This is a genomic window from Paenibacillus sp., assembly GCF_035645195.1.
Classification (GTDB): Bacteria; Bacillota; Bacilli; order Paenibacillales; family YIM-B00363; genus Paenibacillus_AE.
The window spans coordinates 54,692-73,197 of record NZ_DASQNA010000006.1; the positions used below are offsets into that span (position 1 = coordinate 54,692).

Annotated in this window: 13 protein-coding genes and 1 pseudogene; 8 read left to right on the forward strand and 6 right to left on the reverse strand. The window is 63.3% G+C overall.

Features of this window, described 5'->3' with window-relative positions:
- Positions 1 to 300 precede the first annotated feature (300 nt).
- Both VE009_RS01080 and VE009_RS01085 read right to left on the reverse strand, forming a co-directional pair.
- Positions 301 to 1,617 (reverse strand): glutamate-1-semialdehyde 2,1-aminomutase, encoded by a 1,317-nt coding sequence (locus VE009_RS01080; protein WP_325005535.1) that lies wholly within the window; start codon positions 1,615 to 1,617, stop codon positions 301 to 303.
- 952 nt (positions 1,618 to 2,569) lie between these two features.
- The gene (locus tag VE009_RS01085; protein WP_325005536.1) at positions 2,570 to 3,604 is read right to left on the reverse strand and encodes an LCP family protein; all 1,035 of its coding nucleotides are present in this window, start codon (positions 3,602 to 3,604) and stop codon (positions 2,570 to 2,572) included.
- A 201-nt stretch (positions 3,605 to 3,805) separates the two neighbouring features.
- On the opposite strand from VE009_RS01085, the gene VE009_RS01090 reads away from it, so the two are divergent.
- Genes VE009_RS01090 through bcp form a run of 4 tightly spaced genes read left to right on the forward strand, consistent with a single transcriptional unit; the run spans position 3,806 to position 6,927 of the window.
- Positions 3,806 to 4,840 carry an ABC transporter ATP-binding protein gene (locus VE009_RS01090; protein WP_325005537.1) on the forward strand — a complete coding sequence of 345 codons (1,035 nt, stop codon included), beginning with the start codon at positions 3,806 to 3,808 and terminating at the stop codon, positions 4,838 to 4,840.
- The gene (locus VE009_RS01095) at positions 4,837 to 5,631 is read left to right on the forward strand and encodes an ABC transporter permease (protein ID WP_325005538.1); all 795 of its coding nucleotides are present in this window, start codon (positions 4,837 to 4,839) and stop codon (positions 5,629 to 5,631) included. The genes VE009_RS01090 and VE009_RS01095 overlap by 4 nt, the downstream gene beginning before the upstream one ends.
- Positions 5,632 to 5,635: 4 nt before the next feature.
- Complete coding sequence (locus tag VE009_RS01100; RefSeq protein WP_325005539.1) at positions 5,636 to 6,421, forward strand: ABC transporter permease; 786 nt, start codon at positions 5,636 to 5,638, stop codon at positions 6,419 to 6,421.
- Positions 6,422 to 6,462: 41 nt separating this feature from the next.
- A complete protein-coding gene (gene bcp, locus VE009_RS01105; RefSeq protein ID WP_325005540.1) occupies positions 6,463 to 6,927 on the forward strand; it encodes a thioredoxin-dependent thiol peroxidase in 465 nt (154 codons plus the stop codon).
- 41 nt (positions 6,928 to 6,968) lie between these two features.
- Here the strand turns inward: bcp and VE009_RS01110 are convergent, their stop codons facing one another.
- Positions 6,969 to 7,145 (reverse strand): hypothetical protein, encoded by a 177-nt coding sequence (locus VE009_RS01110; protein ID WP_325005541.1) that lies wholly within the window; start codon positions 7,143 to 7,145, stop codon positions 6,969 to 6,971.
- 229 nt (positions 7,146 to 7,374) lie between these two features.
- Here VE009_RS01110 and sstT point away from each other — a divergent pair, with 229 nt between their 5' ends.
- Complete coding sequence (gene sstT / locus VE009_RS01115) at positions 7,375 to 8,604, forward strand: serine/threonine transporter SstT (protein WP_325005542.1); 1,230 nt, start codon at positions 7,375 to 7,377, stop codon at positions 8,602 to 8,604.
- Between the two features lie 46 nt (positions 8,605 to 8,650).
- On the opposite strand, the gene VE009_RS01120 is transcribed toward sstT, so the two are convergent.
- Positions 8,651 to 10,654 carry a 5'-nucleotidase C-terminal domain-containing protein gene (locus VE009_RS01120; RefSeq protein ID WP_325005543.1) on the reverse strand — a complete coding sequence of 668 codons (2,004 nt, stop codon included), beginning with the start codon at positions 10,652 to 10,654 and terminating at the stop codon, positions 8,651 to 8,653.
- A gap of 143 nt (positions 10,655 to 10,797) precedes the next feature.
- A complete protein-coding gene (gene rlmD, locus VE009_RS01125) occupies positions 10,798 to 12,735 on the reverse strand; it encodes a 23S rRNA (uracil(1939)-C(5))-methyltransferase RlmD (protein WP_325005544.1) in 1,938 nt (645 codons plus the stop codon).
- A gap of 215 nt (positions 12,736 to 12,950) precedes the next feature.
- Between rlmD and VE009_RS01130 the strand changes: the two genes are divergently transcribed.
- The gene (locus tag VE009_RS01130) at positions 12,951 to 13,103 is read left to right on the forward strand and encodes a hypothetical protein (RefSeq protein ID WP_325005545.1); all 153 of its coding nucleotides are present in this window, start codon (positions 12,951 to 12,953) and stop codon (positions 13,101 to 13,103) included.
- A gap of 84 nt (positions 13,104 to 13,187) precedes the next feature.
- Positions 13,188 to 13,592 (forward strand): hypothetical protein, encoded by a 405-nt coding sequence (locus tag VE009_RS01135; RefSeq protein ID WP_325005546.1) that lies wholly within the window; start codon positions 13,188 to 13,190, stop codon positions 13,590 to 13,592.
- Between the two features lie 65 nt (positions 13,593 to 13,657).
- Here the strand turns inward: VE009_RS01135 and VE009_RS01140 are convergent, their stop codons facing one another.
- Positions 13,658 to 17,980: a DEAD/DEAH box helicase gene (locus VE009_RS01140; RefSeq protein ID WP_325005549.1), complete on the reverse strand. Its 4,323-nt coding sequence runs from the start codon at positions 17,978 to 17,980 to the stop codon at positions 13,658 to 13,660.
- Between the two features lie 169 nt (positions 17,981 to 18,149).
- On the opposite strand from VE009_RS01140, the pseudogene VE009_RS01145 reads away from it, so the two are divergent.
- Positions 18,150 to 18,506: pseudogene (locus VE009_RS01145) on the forward strand (UPF0104 family protein); the annotation flags it as partial.

The window sequence follows — 18,506 nt, forward strand, 5'->3', positions numbered from 1 at the left end:
CCCGCGAAAAATGAAGGAAAAACGCGCCACCGCCGGAGAGTAAAAGTAGATATAGAATAACACGAATTTAACATGGCGACAATAAAGAAAAGGATGTCAAACGGGTTGTAAGCGTTTTTTTAATGTATAAAAATATTTATAGCGGTGAATAATCATATTTTTTAACCGATGGTCTTTTCTTTTGGCCTAGAAGCGGCCTCTACTCTTGATTTATATCATTAAAAGAGCAATATTTCACCATGTAGATTCAGACAATTTCGCCCCGGCGACGGTGAAACGTCGTCCGGGGCGAATGTATGATTATGAAAGTTTTGCGAATACGCGGCCGGCGGCGGCGATCGTCGCCTCGACGTCTTCTTCGGTATGGGCGGTCGTCAGGAACCAAGCTTCGTATTTCGACGGCGCGAGCAGGACGCCTTCGTCGAGCATACCTTTGAAGAACCGGCCGAACGCTTCGCCGTCCGTGTCCTGCGCCTCGTCGTAGTTCGTGACCGGGTGGCTGCAGAAGTGCGTAGAGAACGCGCCGCGCACTCGATTGATCGTGAGCGGCACGCGGTGCGACGCCGCGGCTTGCGCGAGGCCGTCGGTCAGCCTGCGCGCGAGGGCGTCGAGCCGCTCGTACGTGCCGGGGCGGCGCAGCTCGGCGACGCAGGCGAAGCCCGCGGCCACGCTGAGCGGGTTGCCGGCGTGCGTGCCCGCTTGGTATGCCGGGCCGAGCGGCGCGACCTGCTCCATGATGTCCGCGCGGCCGCCGTAGGCGCCGATCGGCAGGCCGCCGCCGATGATTTTGCCGAGCGCGGTCAGGTCCGGCGCGATCGCGGCGACTTCTTGCGCGTTGGCGCCTTCGAGGAAGGTGGACGCGGCGCCCCAATGGAAGCGGAACGCGCTGATCACCTCGTCGTAAATGACGAGCGCGCCCGCTTCGTGCGCCAGCTTGCACAACCCTTCGAGGAAGCCGGGCTTCGGCTGCACGATGCCGAAGTTGCCGACGATCGGCTCGACAAGCACGGCGGCGGTTTCGGCGCCCCAGCGCTCTAACGCTTGCTTGAGCCCGTCGAGGTCGTTGAACGGCACCGTGATCACCTGCTCGGCGACGCCCTGCGGCACGCCGGCGCTGTCCGGCACGCCGAGCGTCGACGGGCCGGAGCCGGCCGCGACGAGCACGAGGTCGGAATGACCGTGGTAGCAGCCGGCGAATTTGATGATTTTCGTCCGGCCGGTGAAGGCGCGCGCGACGCGGATCGTCGTCATGACCGCCTCGGTGCCGGAGTTCGTAAAGCGCACTTTATCTAATGAAGGAATAGCTTCTTTCAGCAGCTTCGAAAACTCGATTTCGAGCTCGGTCGGCGTGCCGTACAAGGTGCCGGCTTCGGCGGCGCGGCGGATGGCTTCGGTGACGGCCGGGTGCGCGTGGCCGAGGATGATCGGGCCGTACGCCGCTAGGTAGTCGATGTAGCGGTTGCCGTCGGCGTCCCAGAAGTGGGCGCCTTGGCCGCGCTTCATGAACACGGGGGCGCCGCCGCCGACGGCTTTGAACGAGCGCGACGGGCTGTTGACGCCGCCGACGATATGCTTGAGCGCTTCTTGGTAGAGAGCTTCGGAGTTGGTACGGTTCATCGGTGAAACACACCTTTCGGTTTATGTATGGCGGCCTCCCCTTCGGCCGGGGGTTGGGCCGAATGGTGGGGCGGATAAGGGACAAGTGTTCGTTACGGCCGGCGATGGCGGTCCGCGGCGGGCGAATAAGGGACAAATGTTCGTTAGAGCCGGCAATGACGGTCCGCGGTGGGCAAATAAGAGACAAATGTTCGTTAGAGCCGGCAATGACGGTCCGCGGCAGGCGAATAAGTGACAAATGTTCGTTAGAGCCGGCAATGACGGTCCGCGGCGGGCGAATAAGGGACAAATGTTCGTTAGAGCCGGCGATGGCGGTCCGCGGTGGGCAAATAAGAGACAAATGTTCGTTAGAGCTCGCGTTTACGGTCCGCGGCGGGCTAATAAGGGACAAATGTTCGTTAGAGCTTGCCCTGTGATCCCGCGGTCTCGGTCCGCCGAGGGCGAATAGCCGCAAAACTGCGGCTAAAGGCCGCGCGCCCGGTCCGCCGAGGGCGAATAGCCGCAAAACTGCGGCTAAAGGCCCCGCGCCCGGCCCGCCGAAGGCAAATAGCCGCAAAACTGCGGCTAAAGGCCGCGCGCCCGGCCCGCCGAAGGCGTATAGCCGCAAAACTGCGGCTAAAAGCCGCGCGCCGGGCCCGCCGAAGGCGTATAGCCGCAAAACTGCGGCTAAAGACCGCGAGCCCGGCCCGTCGGGGGTGAATAGCCGCAAAACTGAGGCTAAAGACCGCGAACCCGGCCCGCCAGGGGCGAAAAGCCGCAAAACTGCGGCTAAAGGCCGCGCGCCCGACCCGCCGGGGGCGAATAGCCGCAAAACTGCGGCTAAGGGGCGCGCGGCCTCGGCCCGCCGCCGGCGAACAAGCGCAAAGGCACATAACCGCAGCGCTCCCGCGCTCGTTATGTGCCTCTGCCGCAGCCGCAGCCACGGTTGCAGCCGTCGCCGCAGCCCGCTGCGTTAGCCGTCGCTGCCAGCGCCGGGCTCGTTCCCGAGCGCGGCGTCGTTCGGATTGACCGCCGGCTCCTCCGCGGGCGCCGGGGCTTCCGCGAACTTCTCCTCGATGAACTCCTTCAGGTCGTCCGCGTCCACCGTCAGCACCGAAGCGCCGCCGACAGAGGTTTCCCGCAGCAGCTCGGGCGGCGGAAGCTGTACGCCGACCACCTCGTTCGCCTTCGCTTCGAAGCCGAGAGCGCCGAGCTTCAGCATCTCGGTCACGGTCAAGTTCGACTCGATGTACGGGTCGATCGCCGCCAAAATTTGCGGCAGCCGAATGAGCGACGTCGACGTCTGCAGCTTCTGCGCGACGGCCGTCATGAACTTGCGCTGCCGCTCGGTGCGCGAGAAATCGCTGAGCGCGTCGTGCCGGAACCGGACGTACTGCAGTGCCGTGCGGCCGTCCATATGCTGCAGGCCTTCCTTCAGGTTGATGTCGTATTCCGGCCCGTCCGCCTTCGTCGTGTACTTCATATCCTTCTCGACGTAAAACTCGATGCCGCCGATTTCGTCGATCAAATGGATAAAGCCCTCGAAGTCGGTGTATACGTAATACTGGATATCGAGGCCGGTCAGTTCGCCGACCGTGCGCATCGCGAGGTTCGGGCCGCCCAGCACGAGCGCCGAATTGACGCGATCCGAGCCGTGACCCGGAATGCGCACGTACGTATCCCGCAGCAGCGAGAACAAATGCGCCTTCTTCGTGACCGGATCGAGCGAGGCGATCATGATCGTGTCCGAACGCGGCACCTGGTTTTTCGCGAGGCCGCGCGAGTCCCCGCCGAGCAGCAGGATGTTCACCCGCTCGGTGCCTTCCCACTTGGGAGGGACGTAGGCGACCTCCTGAGGCTTCACGGTGCCCGGCTGCGGGTTAAACTGCTTGAAACGAGAATCATCTTCGTTCTCATTGAAAAAATCGTACAAAGAATATCCATAATAGCCAACGACGCCCAGCGCCAATACGCCGATCGTCAATACGGCGGTTCGCAGCCATTTCATGTTCGCTTTTCCTCCGTCAGGGGTAGTGGTATCATTATCATCAAGTTCCGGGCGCTTTAAGCGCCTTTTCCGCGTGCGCCTTAATAAAAAATAAACGACGGCGTCATAGCGGAAGTTGCAAGCCTTAAAGTATTATAGCGGTAAAATGTTAACCGCATCAAGGAAAGCGATGGAACGAACCGGATAAGGAGAGATCGGACGATGCTGGCCATCGATGTAGAAAAGCTGCGCAAACAATTCCGGATCCAAAAAAGCCGGGAAGGGCTCAAGGGCGCGCTGCAAGATTTATTCCGCCGCGAATACCGAGAGGTGACGGCGGTCAACGATATCAGCTTTCAAATCCCGAAGGGCGAAATTTGCGGGTATATCGGCGAGAACGGCGCCGGCAAATCGACGACGATCAAAATGTTGACCGGCATCCTCGTGCCGACGTCGGGACGCATCGTCGTGAACGGCTATGTGCCGTTCCAAGACCGCGAAGCGTTCGTGCGCGGCATCGGCGTCGTGTTCGGGCAGCGCAGCCAGCTGTGGTGGGACATCGGTGTCATCGAGTCGTTCAACCTGCTGCGCAAGGTGTACCAGGTGCCGGACCGCGATTACAAGGAGCGCCTGGACGAGCTCGTGCAGCGCCTCGATCTTGGCGACCTGCTGAACCGCCCGGTGCGCAAGCTGTCGCTCGGGCAGCGGATGCGCTGCGAAATCGCCGCCGCGCTCATCCATAACCCGTCGATCCTGTTCCTCGACGAGCCGACGATCGGTCTCGACATCGTCGTCAAAACCGAAATTCGCGAGTTCCTCAAATCGCTGAACGAGCGGTACGGCACGACGATTCTGCTCACGACGCACGATCTGCAGGACATCGAAGCGCTCTGCTCGCGGGTCATCATGCTCGACGACGGGAAAATCATTTACGACGGCGGACTCCAGCAGCTGAAAGATACATGGGGAAGAGGCAAAGAGATCGTGTTCCAATTCGCCTCCGGCATGCCGCTGAGCGAGCTGGAGCGCCTTACCGAAGGGCTCGACGTCCGCTGGACGCGGGAGAACGATTACACCGCCCGAGCGGCGCTGCCGCGCGGGGCCAACGTGTCCGATGCGCTCGGGCGCGTCGTCGGCGCGGCGAACATTCGCGACATCCGGATCGAAGAGACGAACACGGACGAAATCGTTCGCGAAATTTACAAATCCGGTTCCGCCGAAAAGCCCGAGCCCGCAGCCGCGGGGGTCGCGACATGACGTCCGCCTATTTGGAGCTCATTCGCATACGTTTTCTCATGATGCTCGCGTACCGCGTAAATTATTACAGCGGCATCGCCATCTACGCGATCAACATCGGGGCGTACTACTTCGTCTGGTCGGCGATATTCGCGGGCAAGCCGGAGCTCGGCGGCTTTACGGTCGCCCAAATGACGACGTACATCGCGGTATCCTGGATGGCGCGCGCGTTTTATTTCAACAACCTCGACCGCGAAATATCGAACGAAATCCGCGACGGCAGCGTGGCGATCCAATTTATCCGGCCGTACCAATACGTCGTCGTCAAAATGATGCAAGGCCTCGGCGAGGGGTTGTTCCGGCTGATCATGTTTTCGGTGCCGGGCATGCTCGTCGCGAGTCTGCTGTTTCCGGTGTCGCTGCCGCGCGATCCGGCGGTATGGGGCTTGTTCCTGGTCATGCTGTTATTTAGCTTCTTAATTAATACGCAGATTAATATTTTAATCGGTTTAGGAGCGTTCTTCCTCGAAAACAGCGAAGGCCTCATGCGCATGAAGCGCGTCGCCGTCGATTTGTTTTCGGGGCTGATCATCCCGCTGTCGTTTTTCCCGGGCTGGGCCGAAACGCTGCTGAAGCTGCTGCCGTTCCAGGCGATTACGTATTTGCCGGCGACCGTCTTCACCGGGAGGACCACGGGGGACGCGGCGCTGGAAGCGCTCGGCGTGCAAGCGCTATGGTTCGTCCTGCTCGTCGGGCCGCTCGTATGGCTGTGGCGGCTGGCGCGAAACCGGCTGTTCGTGCAAGGAGGATGAAGCGATGACGACCGCAGGGCTGTTTCTGGATTATCTCAAAACGTATCTCAAAACGCGGCTCACCTACCGCTCCGATTTTTGGGTGGAAGTGTTCTCGGATCTGCTGTTTTTGGCGATGAACCTCATTTTTATCGTCGTCATTTTCGAACATACGCAGCTGCTGGACGGGTGGACCCGCGAGCAAATCATTTTCGTATACGGGTACTTCATGGTGCCGTGGGGCGTCTTCTCCGCGATGTTTAATTTGTGGGGCTTTACGGAACGGTATATCGTGAAAGGGGAAATGGACCGCGTGCTGACGCGGCCGGTGCACAACCTCGCGCAGCTGATGCTCGAGAACATGGACCCGTCGGCGCTGATTTCCGCGGTCATCGGCGTCGCGATCATGGGGTACGCATGGCCGTCGCTCGGGGTAACGCTCGATTGGTACGACCCGCTCGTGTTCGTGCTGCTCGTGCTCGGCTCGGTCATGATTTACGGCGGCATCTACATTTCGTTGACGGCGCTGTCGTTTTTCTCCGATTCGCCGACGGGCATCTTGCCGCTGATGTGGAACATTCAAAGCTACGGGCGTTACCCGATTACGATTTATAACAAAATTTTGCAGCTGGTGCTGACCTGGGCGCTGCCGTTCGCGTTCGTCGGGTTTTACCCCGCGGCGTTCTTCCTGGAAGCGGAAGAGATGATCGGCTACGCGCTGCTGACCCCGATCGTCGGGGCGGCGTTCCTCGCCATCGGGCTGTTCGTCTGGAACACAGGCGTGAAAAGGTACCGCGGCGCGGGCTCGTAACCGCGGAATCGGCACCGGCGAGAAGCAAGGAGGACATCGAGATGAGTCGACTCGAAGTCGGAGCGCAAGCTCCGAATTTTACGCTGCCGGCGGGGGACGGCACGACGTTCACCCTTAGCGAGCAGCGGGGCAAGAAGGTGGTTCTGTTTTTCTATCCGAAGGATCAAACGCCCACGTGCACGCAGGAAGCCTGCGATTTCCGCGACGCTTACGAGGAATTCGCCAGACGCGGCGTCGTCGTCGCCGGCATTTCGCCGGATTCGCCGAAATCGCACGTCCGCTTCGCGGAAAAGCAGAATCTGCCGTATACGCTGCTGTCCGACGAGGAGAAGAAGGTGTGCGAAGCGTATGGCGTGTGGGTGCTCAAAAAGATGTACGGACGCGAGTATATGGGCGTCGAGCGGTCGACGTTCCTGATCGGGGAAGACGGCGCGCTGCTGCGCGAATGGCGGAAGGTGCGCGTGAAAGGGCATGTCGACGCGGTGCTGGACGCCCTGACGCAATAGAAAGAACGCCCTGGGATTAGATCCCGGGGCGTTCTTCCATTTTATCGTTCGGACGACGGCTGTTCGCGCTGCGGAGCGGGTTCGGCCGATGCGCGTTTTTCCGTCGGGGCGGACACAGGCTGCAGGGGACGCGTCGGAATCGGCGCGTACGGCGCGTACGGGGAGTAAGGCTCGGACGGCGGCGTAAACGGCAGCGGCGGATGAGTTACCAACACCATAAGTATTCTTCCTTTCTGCTTATCAATAAATTACCACCAATAATCCTATTCAGCAGATCGGAAAATGTGATAACGCGAACCTATGAAATTTTTGTGTGGTTGTCCGGCCCCGTTGAACAAAATGGTAAACATTCGAATCAACACAACTGGCGATTAACGTGATAAACTATTCTACTGTATATGGTTTTGCATACGAACTAAATTTTCATAGTGAAAGCGGAGGATGCTAGTGAAAGCTTTGCTGCAAGCATGGAATCGAATCAGCCTCGTCAAGCGGATCGTCGCGGGGATGGCGGCGGGGATCGTACTCGCTTTATGGATGCCCGAAGCCGCCGGGATCGCGCTGCTCGGTTTCTTATTCGTATCCGCCTTGAAGGCGGTCGCGCCCGTGTTGGTATTGCTTCTCGTCATGGCGGCCATTTCCAACCATCGGAAAGGCCAACGAACGAATATGGGGAAAATCGTGGCGCTGTACGGCGTAAGCACGTTCCTGGCGGGCTTAACCGGGGTCGTCGCTAGTTTTCTGTTCCCGGTCACGCTGTCGCTCGTCGAGGTCGAGCAGCAGCTGACCCCTCCCGACGGAATCGCGGGAGTGCTGAAGACGCTCCTGTTCAACGTCGTGGACAACCCGGTACATGCCTTGATGAACGCGAATTATATCGGGATTTTGACATGGGCGATCGTGCTCGGCGTCGCGCTGCGGAACGCGAGCGACCATACGAAGAATACGATCGGCCACCTCTCGGACGCCGTTTCCCAAGTCGTCAAATGGGTTATCGCCCTCGCGCCGTTCGGCATTATGGGGCTCGTCTTCGAATCCATTACGGCGAACGGTCTCGCTTCCTTGCTCGAATACGGGAAACTGCTTCTCGTCTTGATCGGAAGCATGCTGTTTACGGCGCTCGTCGTCAATCCGTTGATCGTGTACGCGAACATCCGCAGAAATCCGTATCCGCTCGTGTTGAGCTGCTTGAAGGAAAGCGGGATGACCGCGTTCTTCACGCGAAGCTCGGCGGCCAACATCCCGGTCAACATGAGATTGTGCGGCAAAATGGGCCTGAATCCGGACACCTATTCGGTGTCCATTCCGCTGGGCGCTACGATCAACATGGCGGGCGCCGCGGTGACGATTTCCGTGTTGACGCTCGCGACGGTGCACACGCTCGGCATCGAGGTCGATTTCGGCACGGCGGTGCTGCTCAGCGTACTGGCCGCGGTATCCGCGGTAGGCGCTTCGGGCGTCGCCGGCGGTTCGCTGCTGTTGATTCCGCTGGCCTGCAGCTTGTTCGGCATTCCGAACGAGATCGCGATCCAAGTCGTCGGCGTAGGCTTCATTATCGGCGTGCTGCAGGACTCTTTCGAGACGGCGATCAATTCGTCTTCCGACGTCGTGTTCACGGCTACCGCGGAATATACCGCCCTGCGCAAAGAAGGCAAGGAATTGACGATGCACGGATAAACAAAGCAGGGGTCCCGAGCGGGGCCCCTGCTTCTATTGTATTCAGCTACGGCAGTACAAGCCTTTGACCCGGGTAAATCAAATGGGGGTTGGCGATCTCGTCTTTGTTCAATTCGTAAATTTCTTTCCAACGCTTCCCGTCGTTTAATGTTTTCTGAGCAATTCCGAAGAGTTTGTCTCCCTTAGCTACGGTATAAGTGCGAACCGCGTCATTTTCTTCGGAAGCGTCGCTTGCCTTTGACGATTCTTCCTGCCACTCTTTGACAGATTTTAAGGAAAAGCTGTCAACGTTCGGTTTCGCGACCACTCCATTGTTCAGGTGCTCCGTAAATAACTCGACAAGCGGTACCGTATAGTGAATGTAAGTTTCTACTTTTACGTTAGGATCTTTTTGAACGGCCTTTTCAAAAGTGACATATCCGTCTTTCCCAAGGGCTGTGAACGAATTCGTAGCTACGACATAGGTTTTATTCATGTCGATCGAGGACCATTCGCCTGTCTCCCGATCTTTGACTTCGATATTGTACGCGCTCTTCACACCCTCGGGCGCGTTTAAGTATACGTCATATCTCAAGTGCGACGAATAGGGGAACGCGCCTGTCGACTGCGTAATTCCTTGCGAATACCGAATGGCTTCATCTAAAACATTGCTTATTTCTTCGCCGGTGATTTCAAGCGTTGTAATCGTATTAGAAAACGGCAGCATCGTATACGCATCTGCCATCGTAAAATCGCCTTGGGTAAAACTTGTTCTTACGCCGCCGGCATTTTGGATGGCCACATCGGCATGAGGCAGGCTGTACAAGAACGAGTCGGCAACGATCTGCGCCGCAAAGCTGCCGTTCGCGTCTTTCGGGTCCGCGAAAGGTTTCGGAATCCGCTCGTTAGACAGCGTCTCCTGAATGGAGCCGATGACGTTCTCCATCTCGGCCTCGAGCGCTTCCCGGTAAGGCGCAATGATTTGCTCCATAGCCGGATCGGTTTGGCCCTCGACCAGAACGCCGTTATTTGCGATGGCCTTTTGAATATTGGCTAACGCTGTCGGGTTCGCTTCAACCCATTGGCCGTCTTCATTCACTCGGTACGGTCCGCCGACCGGAATGATCGGCTTCCCCGCTGCGCTGACGATTTCGCCTTGCGCATCGAATTTCAAATCGATTTTGCCCATCGCTTTGGCATATTCCCACGCCTGAACGATGTAAGTGTTTTTGCCGTCCGCGTTCTGAACGACCGTCGGATACTCGCCGGTTACCAGTAAGCCCAGAGCTGCCGCTTCTCCCGAAGAGTCGAGCAGGTTATGCGTATCTCCGCCAACGATCAGGTCGACGTCGTTCGTTTCCGCTGCCAGCAATTGGTCGAAATCGTATCCCAAGTGGCTCAGCACGATGACTTTATTGATGCCTTGCTTCTTAACTTCTTCCACCGCCGACTTCACAAATTCGATTTCATCAATAAATTCCACATCATCGCTAATGAGAGAAGATTCCTTCGTTTTTTCGATTTTGATGACACCGATGACAGCAATCTGTTCACCGTTCACTTCTTTGATCAGATACGGCTTGTCCAATTTTCCGTAGAGCGGTGATTTTTCGGTCGGCTTTATATTTCCTGCCAAAATCGGGAATTGCGCCGTCTGATACAAATCAGCGAAATGTTGGTCGCCCTCGTCAAATTCGTGATTGCCGACCATGTAAGCGTCAGGCTGTAATGCGTTGACGGCCTTGATGTCGGTTTCGCCCTTGTACAGGCTGTAATAAAGCGTTCCGTTTAATTCCCCGCTTTGCAAAAGCAAGGAGCGATCGTTTCTATGTTCGCGAATCAACGAAGAGATGTAAGACATTCCGCCTAATTGCAGGCGCACTTTTTCGCCTTCTTGCGCGGCGTCGTAGTTTACGTTCAGATCGAACGTTTGGGGATCCAGATGCGAATGATGGTCATTGATGTGCAAAATCGTCAAATCAAAAGGTTCCGAGGCGCGAGCCGCTGTCGGGGCGGTTAACGAAGCGGTCATGATTGCGGCTAAACCAAGTCCAAGCCAGTTTCTTTTCAACGTAATGTCTCCTTTGAGCTGATTTCATACAAGGAGAGCGTACACGTATAGGATTATGAGATAGTTAATTACACATAAAGGTTATGTAAATAAGCAGGCAAAAAAGAGGAGCTCGAGGCTCCTCTTCGCTGAAACTCCCAATGTTACGCATCCTTCCGAACGAACAGCGCGCAGCACTCCACATGCGCCGTGTGCGGGAACATGTCCACCGGCTCCACGGACGCGAGGCGGTAGCGGCCGTGCGCGAGCAGGACGGCGGCGTCCTTCGCCAGCGTCGACGGGTTGCACGAGACGTAGACGATCCGCTTCGGGCGGACGCGCGTCAGCGCGTCGAGCAGCTGGCGGTCGCAGCCGGAGCGGGGCGGGTCGACGACGACGACGTCCGGGCGGAAGCCGGCCTCGGCCCAGCTCGGCAGCAGCTCCTCCGCGCGGCCGGCGTGGAACGAGGCGTTCTCGATGCCGTTCGCCTTCGCGTTGCGGCGCGCGTCCTCGACCGCTTCCGGCACCGCTTCGATGCCGCGCACCTCCGCCGCGCCGCGGGCGAGCCACAGCGCGATCGTGCCGACGCCGCTGTAGGCGTCGACGACCGTTTCCGCGCCGGTCAGCGCGGCCGCCGCCTTCGCGCGGTCGTACAGCTTCGCCGTCTGGTCGGGATTGAGCTGGAAGAAGGCGCGCGGCGACAGCTCGAACGTCAGCTCGCCGAGTCGCTCCTTCATCCGCTCCGCGCCCCAGACGACGCGGGTTTTGTCGCCGAAGACGAGCGGCGTGTCGTCCGAGTTCACGTTGTGCGCGATCGAGACGACGGCCGGCAGCTCGCGGCGAATCGCGTTCACGAGGGCGCGTTCGCTCGGCAGCTCGGTTCCCGTCGTGACGAACGTGAGCTGCACTTCGCCGCCGTCACGCGCCGCGCGGGCGACGACGGTGCGCAGCGCGGAGGGGCCGCGGCGCGGCGGCTTCGCGCCGGCGCTCGGGCGAGCTGCAGGACGCTGCGGCGCGCGGACGGCGTATTCGCCGTCTTCCGGCGCGGCGTCGAGCGCCTTGCCGTACGTCCGCGCGTCGGCGATCGGCAGCTTCAGCTCGCCGACGATGCGCTTGACCGCCAGCATGACGTCGTTCACGGCGCCGTGCTGCACGGGACAGCCGGCGATATCGACGAGGCGGCGGGAGCCTGGGGCGTATAGGCCCGCCAGCACTTCGCCGCCTTCGCCGACGCCGAGCTGCAGCTGCGCCTTGTTGCGGTACGCGCGGGGCTCGTCCATGCCGGCGACGGGGGCGATCGGCAGCTTGTCCTCCTCGATGCCGGCGTAGCGGGAGAACGCTTCGCGGACGATCGCCTCCTTCTCGCGAAGCTGCGCCGCGTAGGCGAGGTGCTGCACGGAGCAGCCGCCGCAAGCGTCGTACCAGGCGCAGAACGGATCGACGCGGTCGGGCGAGCGCTTTTCCGTTTTGACGATTTCGCCGTACAAGAGCTTCGGCTCGACCTTCGTAATGCGCGCGCGGACGACTTCGCCCGGCAGCGCGCCGTCGACGAAGATCGCCTTCTTGCGGTAGTAGCCGACGCCTTCGCCGTTAATGCCGAGCCGCTTGACGGTGACGACGACCGTGTCGCCTGCGTTTAGACGGTCGGCATCGGCGGCGGTGACGCCGTCGGCCGGGCGCGGCCTAGGCGCGGGAGCGCCGAGGCGAGGGGCCGCCGCTGTGCGCGAGACCGCGGGCTTGCCGGGGCGGTCTTGCCGCGGCGGGCGGGCAGCCGCCTGCGCGTCCGCGCGCGGGGCGGCGCCGGGGCGCGCCGAAGGCGGGCCGGAGCGGCCGGGTCGAGGCGGCCTCGCGGGAGCGCCGGGGCGAGGGGCCGCCGCTGCGCCCGAGACTGCGGGCTTGCCGGGGCGGTCTTGCCGCGGCGGGCGGGAGTCCGCCGATGCGCTCGCGCGCTGCGGTCGTTCGGCGCTGCGGCCGCGCGGCGCAGGGGCGTCCTGGCGCCGGTCCGTTCGGCCGGCCGCCGGGCGAGCGCCTTGGCGAGCCGGAGGCTTGCCCGAGGATTTGCTGCGCTCCGTTGTTCCGGAAGGCGTGTCGGGGCGTTTCATGTATGTATCCAGCTCCGTTCTGTCACTTATATTCGTAGGATGGGGCGCCGGCGTTCGGCGCTTTCTTCCACTGTACCATATCGCCGGGTCCGCTACGAATGCGGCCGGGGCTATATTTCACACTGCGCACATCTTGCGATAACATCCAGCTAATATACTTCCCCTATACTCAAGGTGTTTAGAAACGCTTATTAAGCAAAGGGGATCCTACCACCATGTTGTTATACGAAGTAACGCGCTACGTCGAACAGGGACGGACAATCAAGCAGGCGCATGCGGACGAGAAAGCCGAGGAGCGAAAGCTGACGGTACCGCCCGAGGTGCGCGAGCTGATGGAGAAGCTGCTGGAGACGCAAGCGCAGCGCTGACGCTCGGGTCGCCCGCCGCCGCAAGGAATCGGGAATTTTCGGGAATAGTATACCGGAACGATCATTCGCGAAGGAGCTATTCCGATGAAAGCATGGAAACTGCTGCCGATGTTGCTGGCGGCCGGCGCCGCGCTGTCGGGCTGCGGCGGGCAAGCGGGCGACGGGGCGAACGCTAATGAAACAGGCCGCTACGGGATGAAGCTGTATGCCGCCGGGGAGCGCCACGCGTTCTCAGGCGACGATTTCCTGATCGTCGGCAACTCGGTGTTTATCGACGGCGGCGCGACCGCGGCCGTTACCGACCGCGACGTGCAGGCGAATTTCCGCGGCATGCGCGTATACCGCATCGACGACGCCGCGGGGCGCGATGCGCTGCTGCGGCTGCAGCGCGTCATGGGCGGCACGTTCCCGTCGCGCTCCGCCGACGCCGCGGGGGCGGACCTCGCGGCGCTGCTCCGCAGCGCGCGGAATTGGAACGCCGGCCAATAAACCGAACAGCCGCATCGACGACGAAGACCTTCCGCCCCCGGCGGAAGGTCTTCGCGTTCGTGCCGCTAGCCGAGCTGGCTCGGCCACAGCACGAGGCCGTCCCGGTCGCGCTCCGCGCCGCGCTCGAGCAACGGCAGCGCGGCGTCGGCCGCCCGGCGGCCGTTCCACGTTTCGACGCGGATCCGTTTTAAGCCGCCGCGGCGGAGCAGCTGCTTCAGGACGGGGAGCAGCGCCGCGCCGTCCGCGTCGCCCTCCCCGATGCGAACGATATGCTTGCCGTTCGACTCGAGCCAGTACGTCCATGCTCCGTCGACGAACACGAGGTAGTTGCCGCTTTTGCGAGCGAAGCTCGCCCCGGGGGCGTCCGGCCACGGGACGGCGACGCCGTACGGCACGGCAGGGTCGACGGCGCTGACGAGGACGGCGCCGGCGGGCGGCTCCGCCTCGCGCTCCCACCCGCGCAGCGCGGCGATCGTATCCGGCTCCATGAACTGGAGCGCGGGCACGCCTTCGACGAACAAGCCGCGCGCGGCGACGCCCCATTCCTCGAGCTGCTTGAATAGCGGCAGGGCGGCGTCCCAACCGAACGGCGCGTACGCGTTCGCGATCGCGCCCGTCACGCCGCCGAACGCGCGGAGCAGCTGCTTCGCCCAGGCGAGGGCGCGCGTTTGGTCGAGCGGGGCCGACCGCTCCGGCGGCTCGACCGCGTACCAGCGGCCGTGGCCGGAGCCGAGCTTCGGGTGCAGCTTCCCGCGCGCGAGCAGGAAGTTGCGGACGGGCGCGAATTGGTCGTTCGCGGCGAGGCCGCGCCAAGCGAGCTCCATGAGGCGCGGCAGCAGCGCCGACGGCGGCTCGCCCAAGTCCGCGGACAGCCGCGTCAGGAACGACGCGCCGCCGCGGCGCAGCCGTTCGAGCAGGGCGGCGTGCGCGTCGTCGAGGGCGGCGGCTTCGCCGGAAGCGAACGCGAGCGCCCCTTCGCGCAGCGCCTCGCCTTCGTCCGCGAGGAAGAAGGCGATCCGCCCTTCGCGCTCGCCGCTCGCGCGGCGGCCGAGCCACGACAGCTCGCCGGAGGCGCACAGCAGGTCGAGATCCTCGGGGCGGAAGCCGGGCAGGCGCGCCGGCAGCACCGCCGTCTCCCACAGCGCCGCCGGCAGGAACAGCCCCTGCAGCGGGGCGAGCGCGGCGCGGAGCGCCTCCGGACCGCGTTCCGGCGACGGGCGGTCGAGCCCGTGGCGCGCGAGCAGCAGCCGCTGCCACCGCGCCGCGGGGACGGGCGCCGCCGCAGAACGGACCGCGCCGAGCGACAGCCGGACGAGCCTCGCGGCGACGTTCCGGCTCGTCCAATACCGCGAGTCGGGCCCTTCGAACGGCGCCGGCTCGATGCGGCCTTCGGCGGCCCACGCCTCGATGCGCGCGGCCGCATCCTCCGGCGGCAGCCCGAACCGTTCGGACAGCTCGTTCGCGTCGAAGGCGATGACGCCGTCGATGTAGCGGAGCAGCACGAACGCCGCGGCGGCCGGGTCGCCGGGGAAGCGCGCGTACGTCTCCAGCTCGTCCCGCGCGATGTAGCGCTCTTCGCCGGCGAGGACCGTCTTGGCGGCCCGGCGTTCCGCGACGAGTGCTTCCGCCCAGCGGACGGCGTCCGGGCCGGCGATCTTCGCGAGCTGCTCCGCCGCGAGGTCGCCGCGCCGCTTCAGCAAGGGGAGCAGGTCGTCCGGCCCCTCGACGTCCCGCCCGCCGCGCGACAGCCGCGCCGCTTCCTGCTCCAGCAGCTCGGGCTCGATGGAGAGCTTGAGCCGCTCCTCGCCGAACTGCGCGGCCGCGAGATCGCGGCTCGTCTCGCGGAGATGGCGGCGCAGCTCCTCGCTCGGCGCGTCGCCCTCGTACAGCATCTGCGCGGCGTAATCGAGCGCGAATTGTGCGGCGAGCGGCGACGGAGCGTCGCCTTCGTGCGAGACGACTTCGATCTCGCCGTCCGCGAGGCGCCGCAGCGCCGTCAGCAGGCCGCCCGCGTCCATCGCTTCCGTCAAACATTCCGTCAGCGCCGCGCCGAACGGCGGAAATTCCGCGGCGAACGGCAGGGCGGCCTTCAAGAGCTCTTCGGCGCGGATGCGCTTTTGCCACGACGGCACGCGGGAGAAGCCGCGATGCAGCAGCAGCGACGTCTCCGCGATGCGCCGGAAGGCGACCGCGAACGCCGCGGATTGCGGCGCGGCGGCCCGCAGCGCCCGCTCCGCCGTCTCCGGCGCGAGGCTCCACAGCAGCGGCAGCGCGCTAGGCTGCCAAGAGCGGAAGACGAGCTCGACGCCGTTGTCCTTCGCGTTCGCGTACGGCGGGTGAGGCAGCGAGTCCTCCCAAACGTGCTGCAGCGCCGTAAGCCACGCCCGGTTGACGCGCCGGCCCCAATAATTGTGGACGATGATATGCGTCTGTCCGGTGACGTCCTCGTATTGCTCCACCACGATGCAGCGATCCGTCGGCATGCGGGAGACGGCGTCCTGCCGGCGGATCAGATCGACGAGCTCCCGAGCGGCGCGCGCGTCGAAGCCGCACTCTTCGGCGAGGTAGTCGCAGACCGCCTCGACCGAGCCGCGGGCGATCCGCTCGCGCAGCTCCCGCACGAACGCCCCGATCCGCTCGCCGAGCGCGAAGCTGCGGCCCCCGGCGTCCCCCCGCCAGAACGGGACTTCGCTGAACCGATTCGCGGTTTCGGTCACGACGACGCGGTCGTGCCGGATCTCGCGAATCATCCACGAATGGGCGCCGAGCCGGAATACGTCCCCGACGCTCGATTCGTGCACGAATTCTTCCTCCAGATCGCCGAGCTGCAGCTTCGATTCGCCGTGCACGACCGGGTAATTGGCGCTCGAGGGAATGGTGCCGGCGCCGGAGAGTGCCGCCATCCGCGCCGCGCTGCGCCCCGTCAGTTCGCCCGTCGCGCGATCCCAATCGAGCAGCGGGCGCGCGAACGGGTAGTACCCCGACAGCATGCGGAGCACGCCTTCGAAGTCGTCCTCGCGCAAATCCCGGTACGGCGCGGCGCGCCGAACGAGCGCGAGCAGCGAAGCCGCGGCGACGCCCGCGCCGCCGGCGGCGACGGCGCCCGCGACGTGCTGGGCAAGCACGTCGAGCGGCGCGCGCGTCATCGCGATCGGCTCGATGTCGCGCGCGCGGATCGCGCGGGCGATCGCCGCCGCTTCGGGCAAGGCGGCGCGGCGGCGGACGACGATGCGCCCGACGCTCGTATCGCCGACGCCGTGCCCGGCGCGGCCGATCCGCTGGATGCCCGCGGCGGCTGTCGGGGGCGGGTCGATCTGCAGCACGACGTCGATATGGCCGACGTCGATGCCGAGCTCGAGCGACGACGTCGCCACGAGGCAGCGCAGCCCGCCGGCCTTCAGCAGCCGTTCGGATTCGAGGCGCTGCTCCCGCGAGACGCTGCCGTGATGCGCCCGGGCGAAGCCGTCGCCGAACCGTTCGTTCAGCCGCAAGACGAGCCGCTCGGACAGCCGCCGGTTGTTCACGAACACGAGCGCCGTCCGCGCCCCGTCCATCAGCTGCATCATCCGGTCCGTCAACGTCTGCCAGACCGCGTCTTTGTCGCTCGCGCCGGCTTTCGGTTCGTCCGGAACGGTCACCTGCACGTCGTACTGCTTGTCCATCGCGCTTTCGATCACGCTCGCGGGCCGCGGAGCGCCTTCGGCGTCGTACCCGGCGAGAAACCTCGCGGCCGTCTCGAGCGGCTTCTGCGTGGCGGAGACGCCGACGCGCTGCGGCTCGCGGCCCGCGTGCGCGTCCGTCCACGCCGCGAGCCGCTCCAGCGACAAGGCGAGATGCGCGCCGCGCTTGCTCGGCACGAGATCGTGAATTTCGTCCGCGATCACGGTCTCGACGGTGCGCAGCATGTCCCGGCTCCGCTCCGACAGCAGGAGCAGGAACAGCGACTCCGGCGTCGTCACGAGCACGTCGGGCGGCCGGCGCAGCATCGAGGCGCGCGTGCTTTGCGGCGTGTCGCCGGTGCGCACCGCCGCTTCCACGCCGCGCCAGCCGGCGATGCCTTCGGCTTCGGCCAAGGCGTCCAGCTCGGACGCGAAGCCGACGACATGGTGATGAATGTCGTTGTTGAGCGCCTTCAGCGGCGTGACGTACAGCAGGCGGACGCCGGGAGCGTACGGCGCTCCGGCGTTCTTGGCGCGGACAATCGCGTCGAGGCCCGGCAGCAGCGCCGCCAGCGTCTTGCCGGAGCCGGTCGGCGCGGCGATCAAGGCATGACCGCCGTCCTTCAAGGCGTCCCAGGCGCGAACCTGCACGTCCGTCGGCTCGCCGAACGCGCGGCGAAACCAAGCGGACAGGACGGGATGGAACCGCTCCAAAGCGGGATGCTGCATCACGGACTCGGCCTCCTTCGGGGGAACGAACGAATGGGCGCAAACGAAACAAATGTTTGCGTCGTTATCCGAATTTTACCATACATTCTGGAAAACTCACGCAGGAACCGGCCGGGCGCGAACGATTTTCCATTGACGGTGAGAATCGTTATCAGTAGAATGGGCACATATGAAAAAACGAATCCTTACCTCGATCCAAGCTGCGGCGATCGCCGCATGCCTATGGCTGCTGTGGCGCCACTTCGACGGCGCGGCGCTGCTCGACGGCTGGCGCGCGCTCGCGGCGCGGCCCGCCGCGCTGCTCGGCATGACCGCCGCGTACGGCGCGGCGTTCTGGCTGCGCGCGATCGCTTGGCGGCTGTATTTGCCGCCCGCGCATCGGCCGCGCACGTCGCTGCTGTACCACGGGCTGATTTACAGCCTCCTAATAAATCATATCCTGCCGGTGAAAGCGGGCGACGTCGCCCGCGTCGGCATCCTGTGGCGCCGGGGCGGCGTGCCCGCCGCGTTGGCGCTGCAGAGCGTC

Coding starts and splice junctions, on each gene's coding strand:
- VE009_RS01100 (WP_325005539.1), top strand. CDS start 5,636: ATGACGACCGCAGGGCTGTTTCTGGATTATCTCAAAACGTATCTCAAA.
- bcp (WP_325005540.1), top strand. CDS start 6,463: ATGAGTCGACTCGAAGTCGGAGCGCAAGCTCCGAATTTTACGCTGCCG.
- VE009_RS01085 (WP_325005536.1), bottom strand. CDS start 3,604: ATGAAATGGCTGCGAACCGCCGTATTGACGATCGGCGTATTGGCGCTG.
- rlmD (WP_325005544.1), bottom strand. CDS start 12,735: ATGAAACGCCCCGACACGCCTTCCGGAACAACGGAGCGCAGCAAATCC.
- VE009_RS01080 (WP_325005535.1), bottom strand. CDS start 1,617: ATGAACCGTACCAACTCCGAAGCTCTCTACCAAGAAGCGCTCAAGCAT.
- VE009_RS01130 (WP_325005545.1), top strand. CDS start 12,951: ATGTTGTTATACGAAGTAACGCGCTACGTCGAACAGGGACGGACAATC.
- VE009_RS01135 (WP_325005546.1), top strand. CDS start 13,188: ATGAAAGCATGGAAACTGCTGCCGATGTTGCTGGCGGCCGGCGCCGCG.
- VE009_RS01110 (WP_325005541.1), bottom strand. CDS start 7,145: ATGGTGTTGGTAACTCATCCGCCGCTGCCGTTTACGCCGCCGTCCGAG.
- VE009_RS01090 (WP_325005537.1), top strand. CDS start 3,806: ATGCTGGCCATCGATGTAGAAAAGCTGCGCAAACAATTCCGGATCCAA.
- VE009_RS01140 (WP_325005549.1), bottom strand. CDS start 17,980: ATGCAGCATCCCGCTTTGGAGCGGTTCCATCCCGTCCTGTCCGCTTGG.
- VE009_RS01095 (WP_325005538.1), top strand. CDS start 4,837: ATGACGTCCGCCTATTTGGAGCTCATTCGCATACGTTTTCTCATGATG.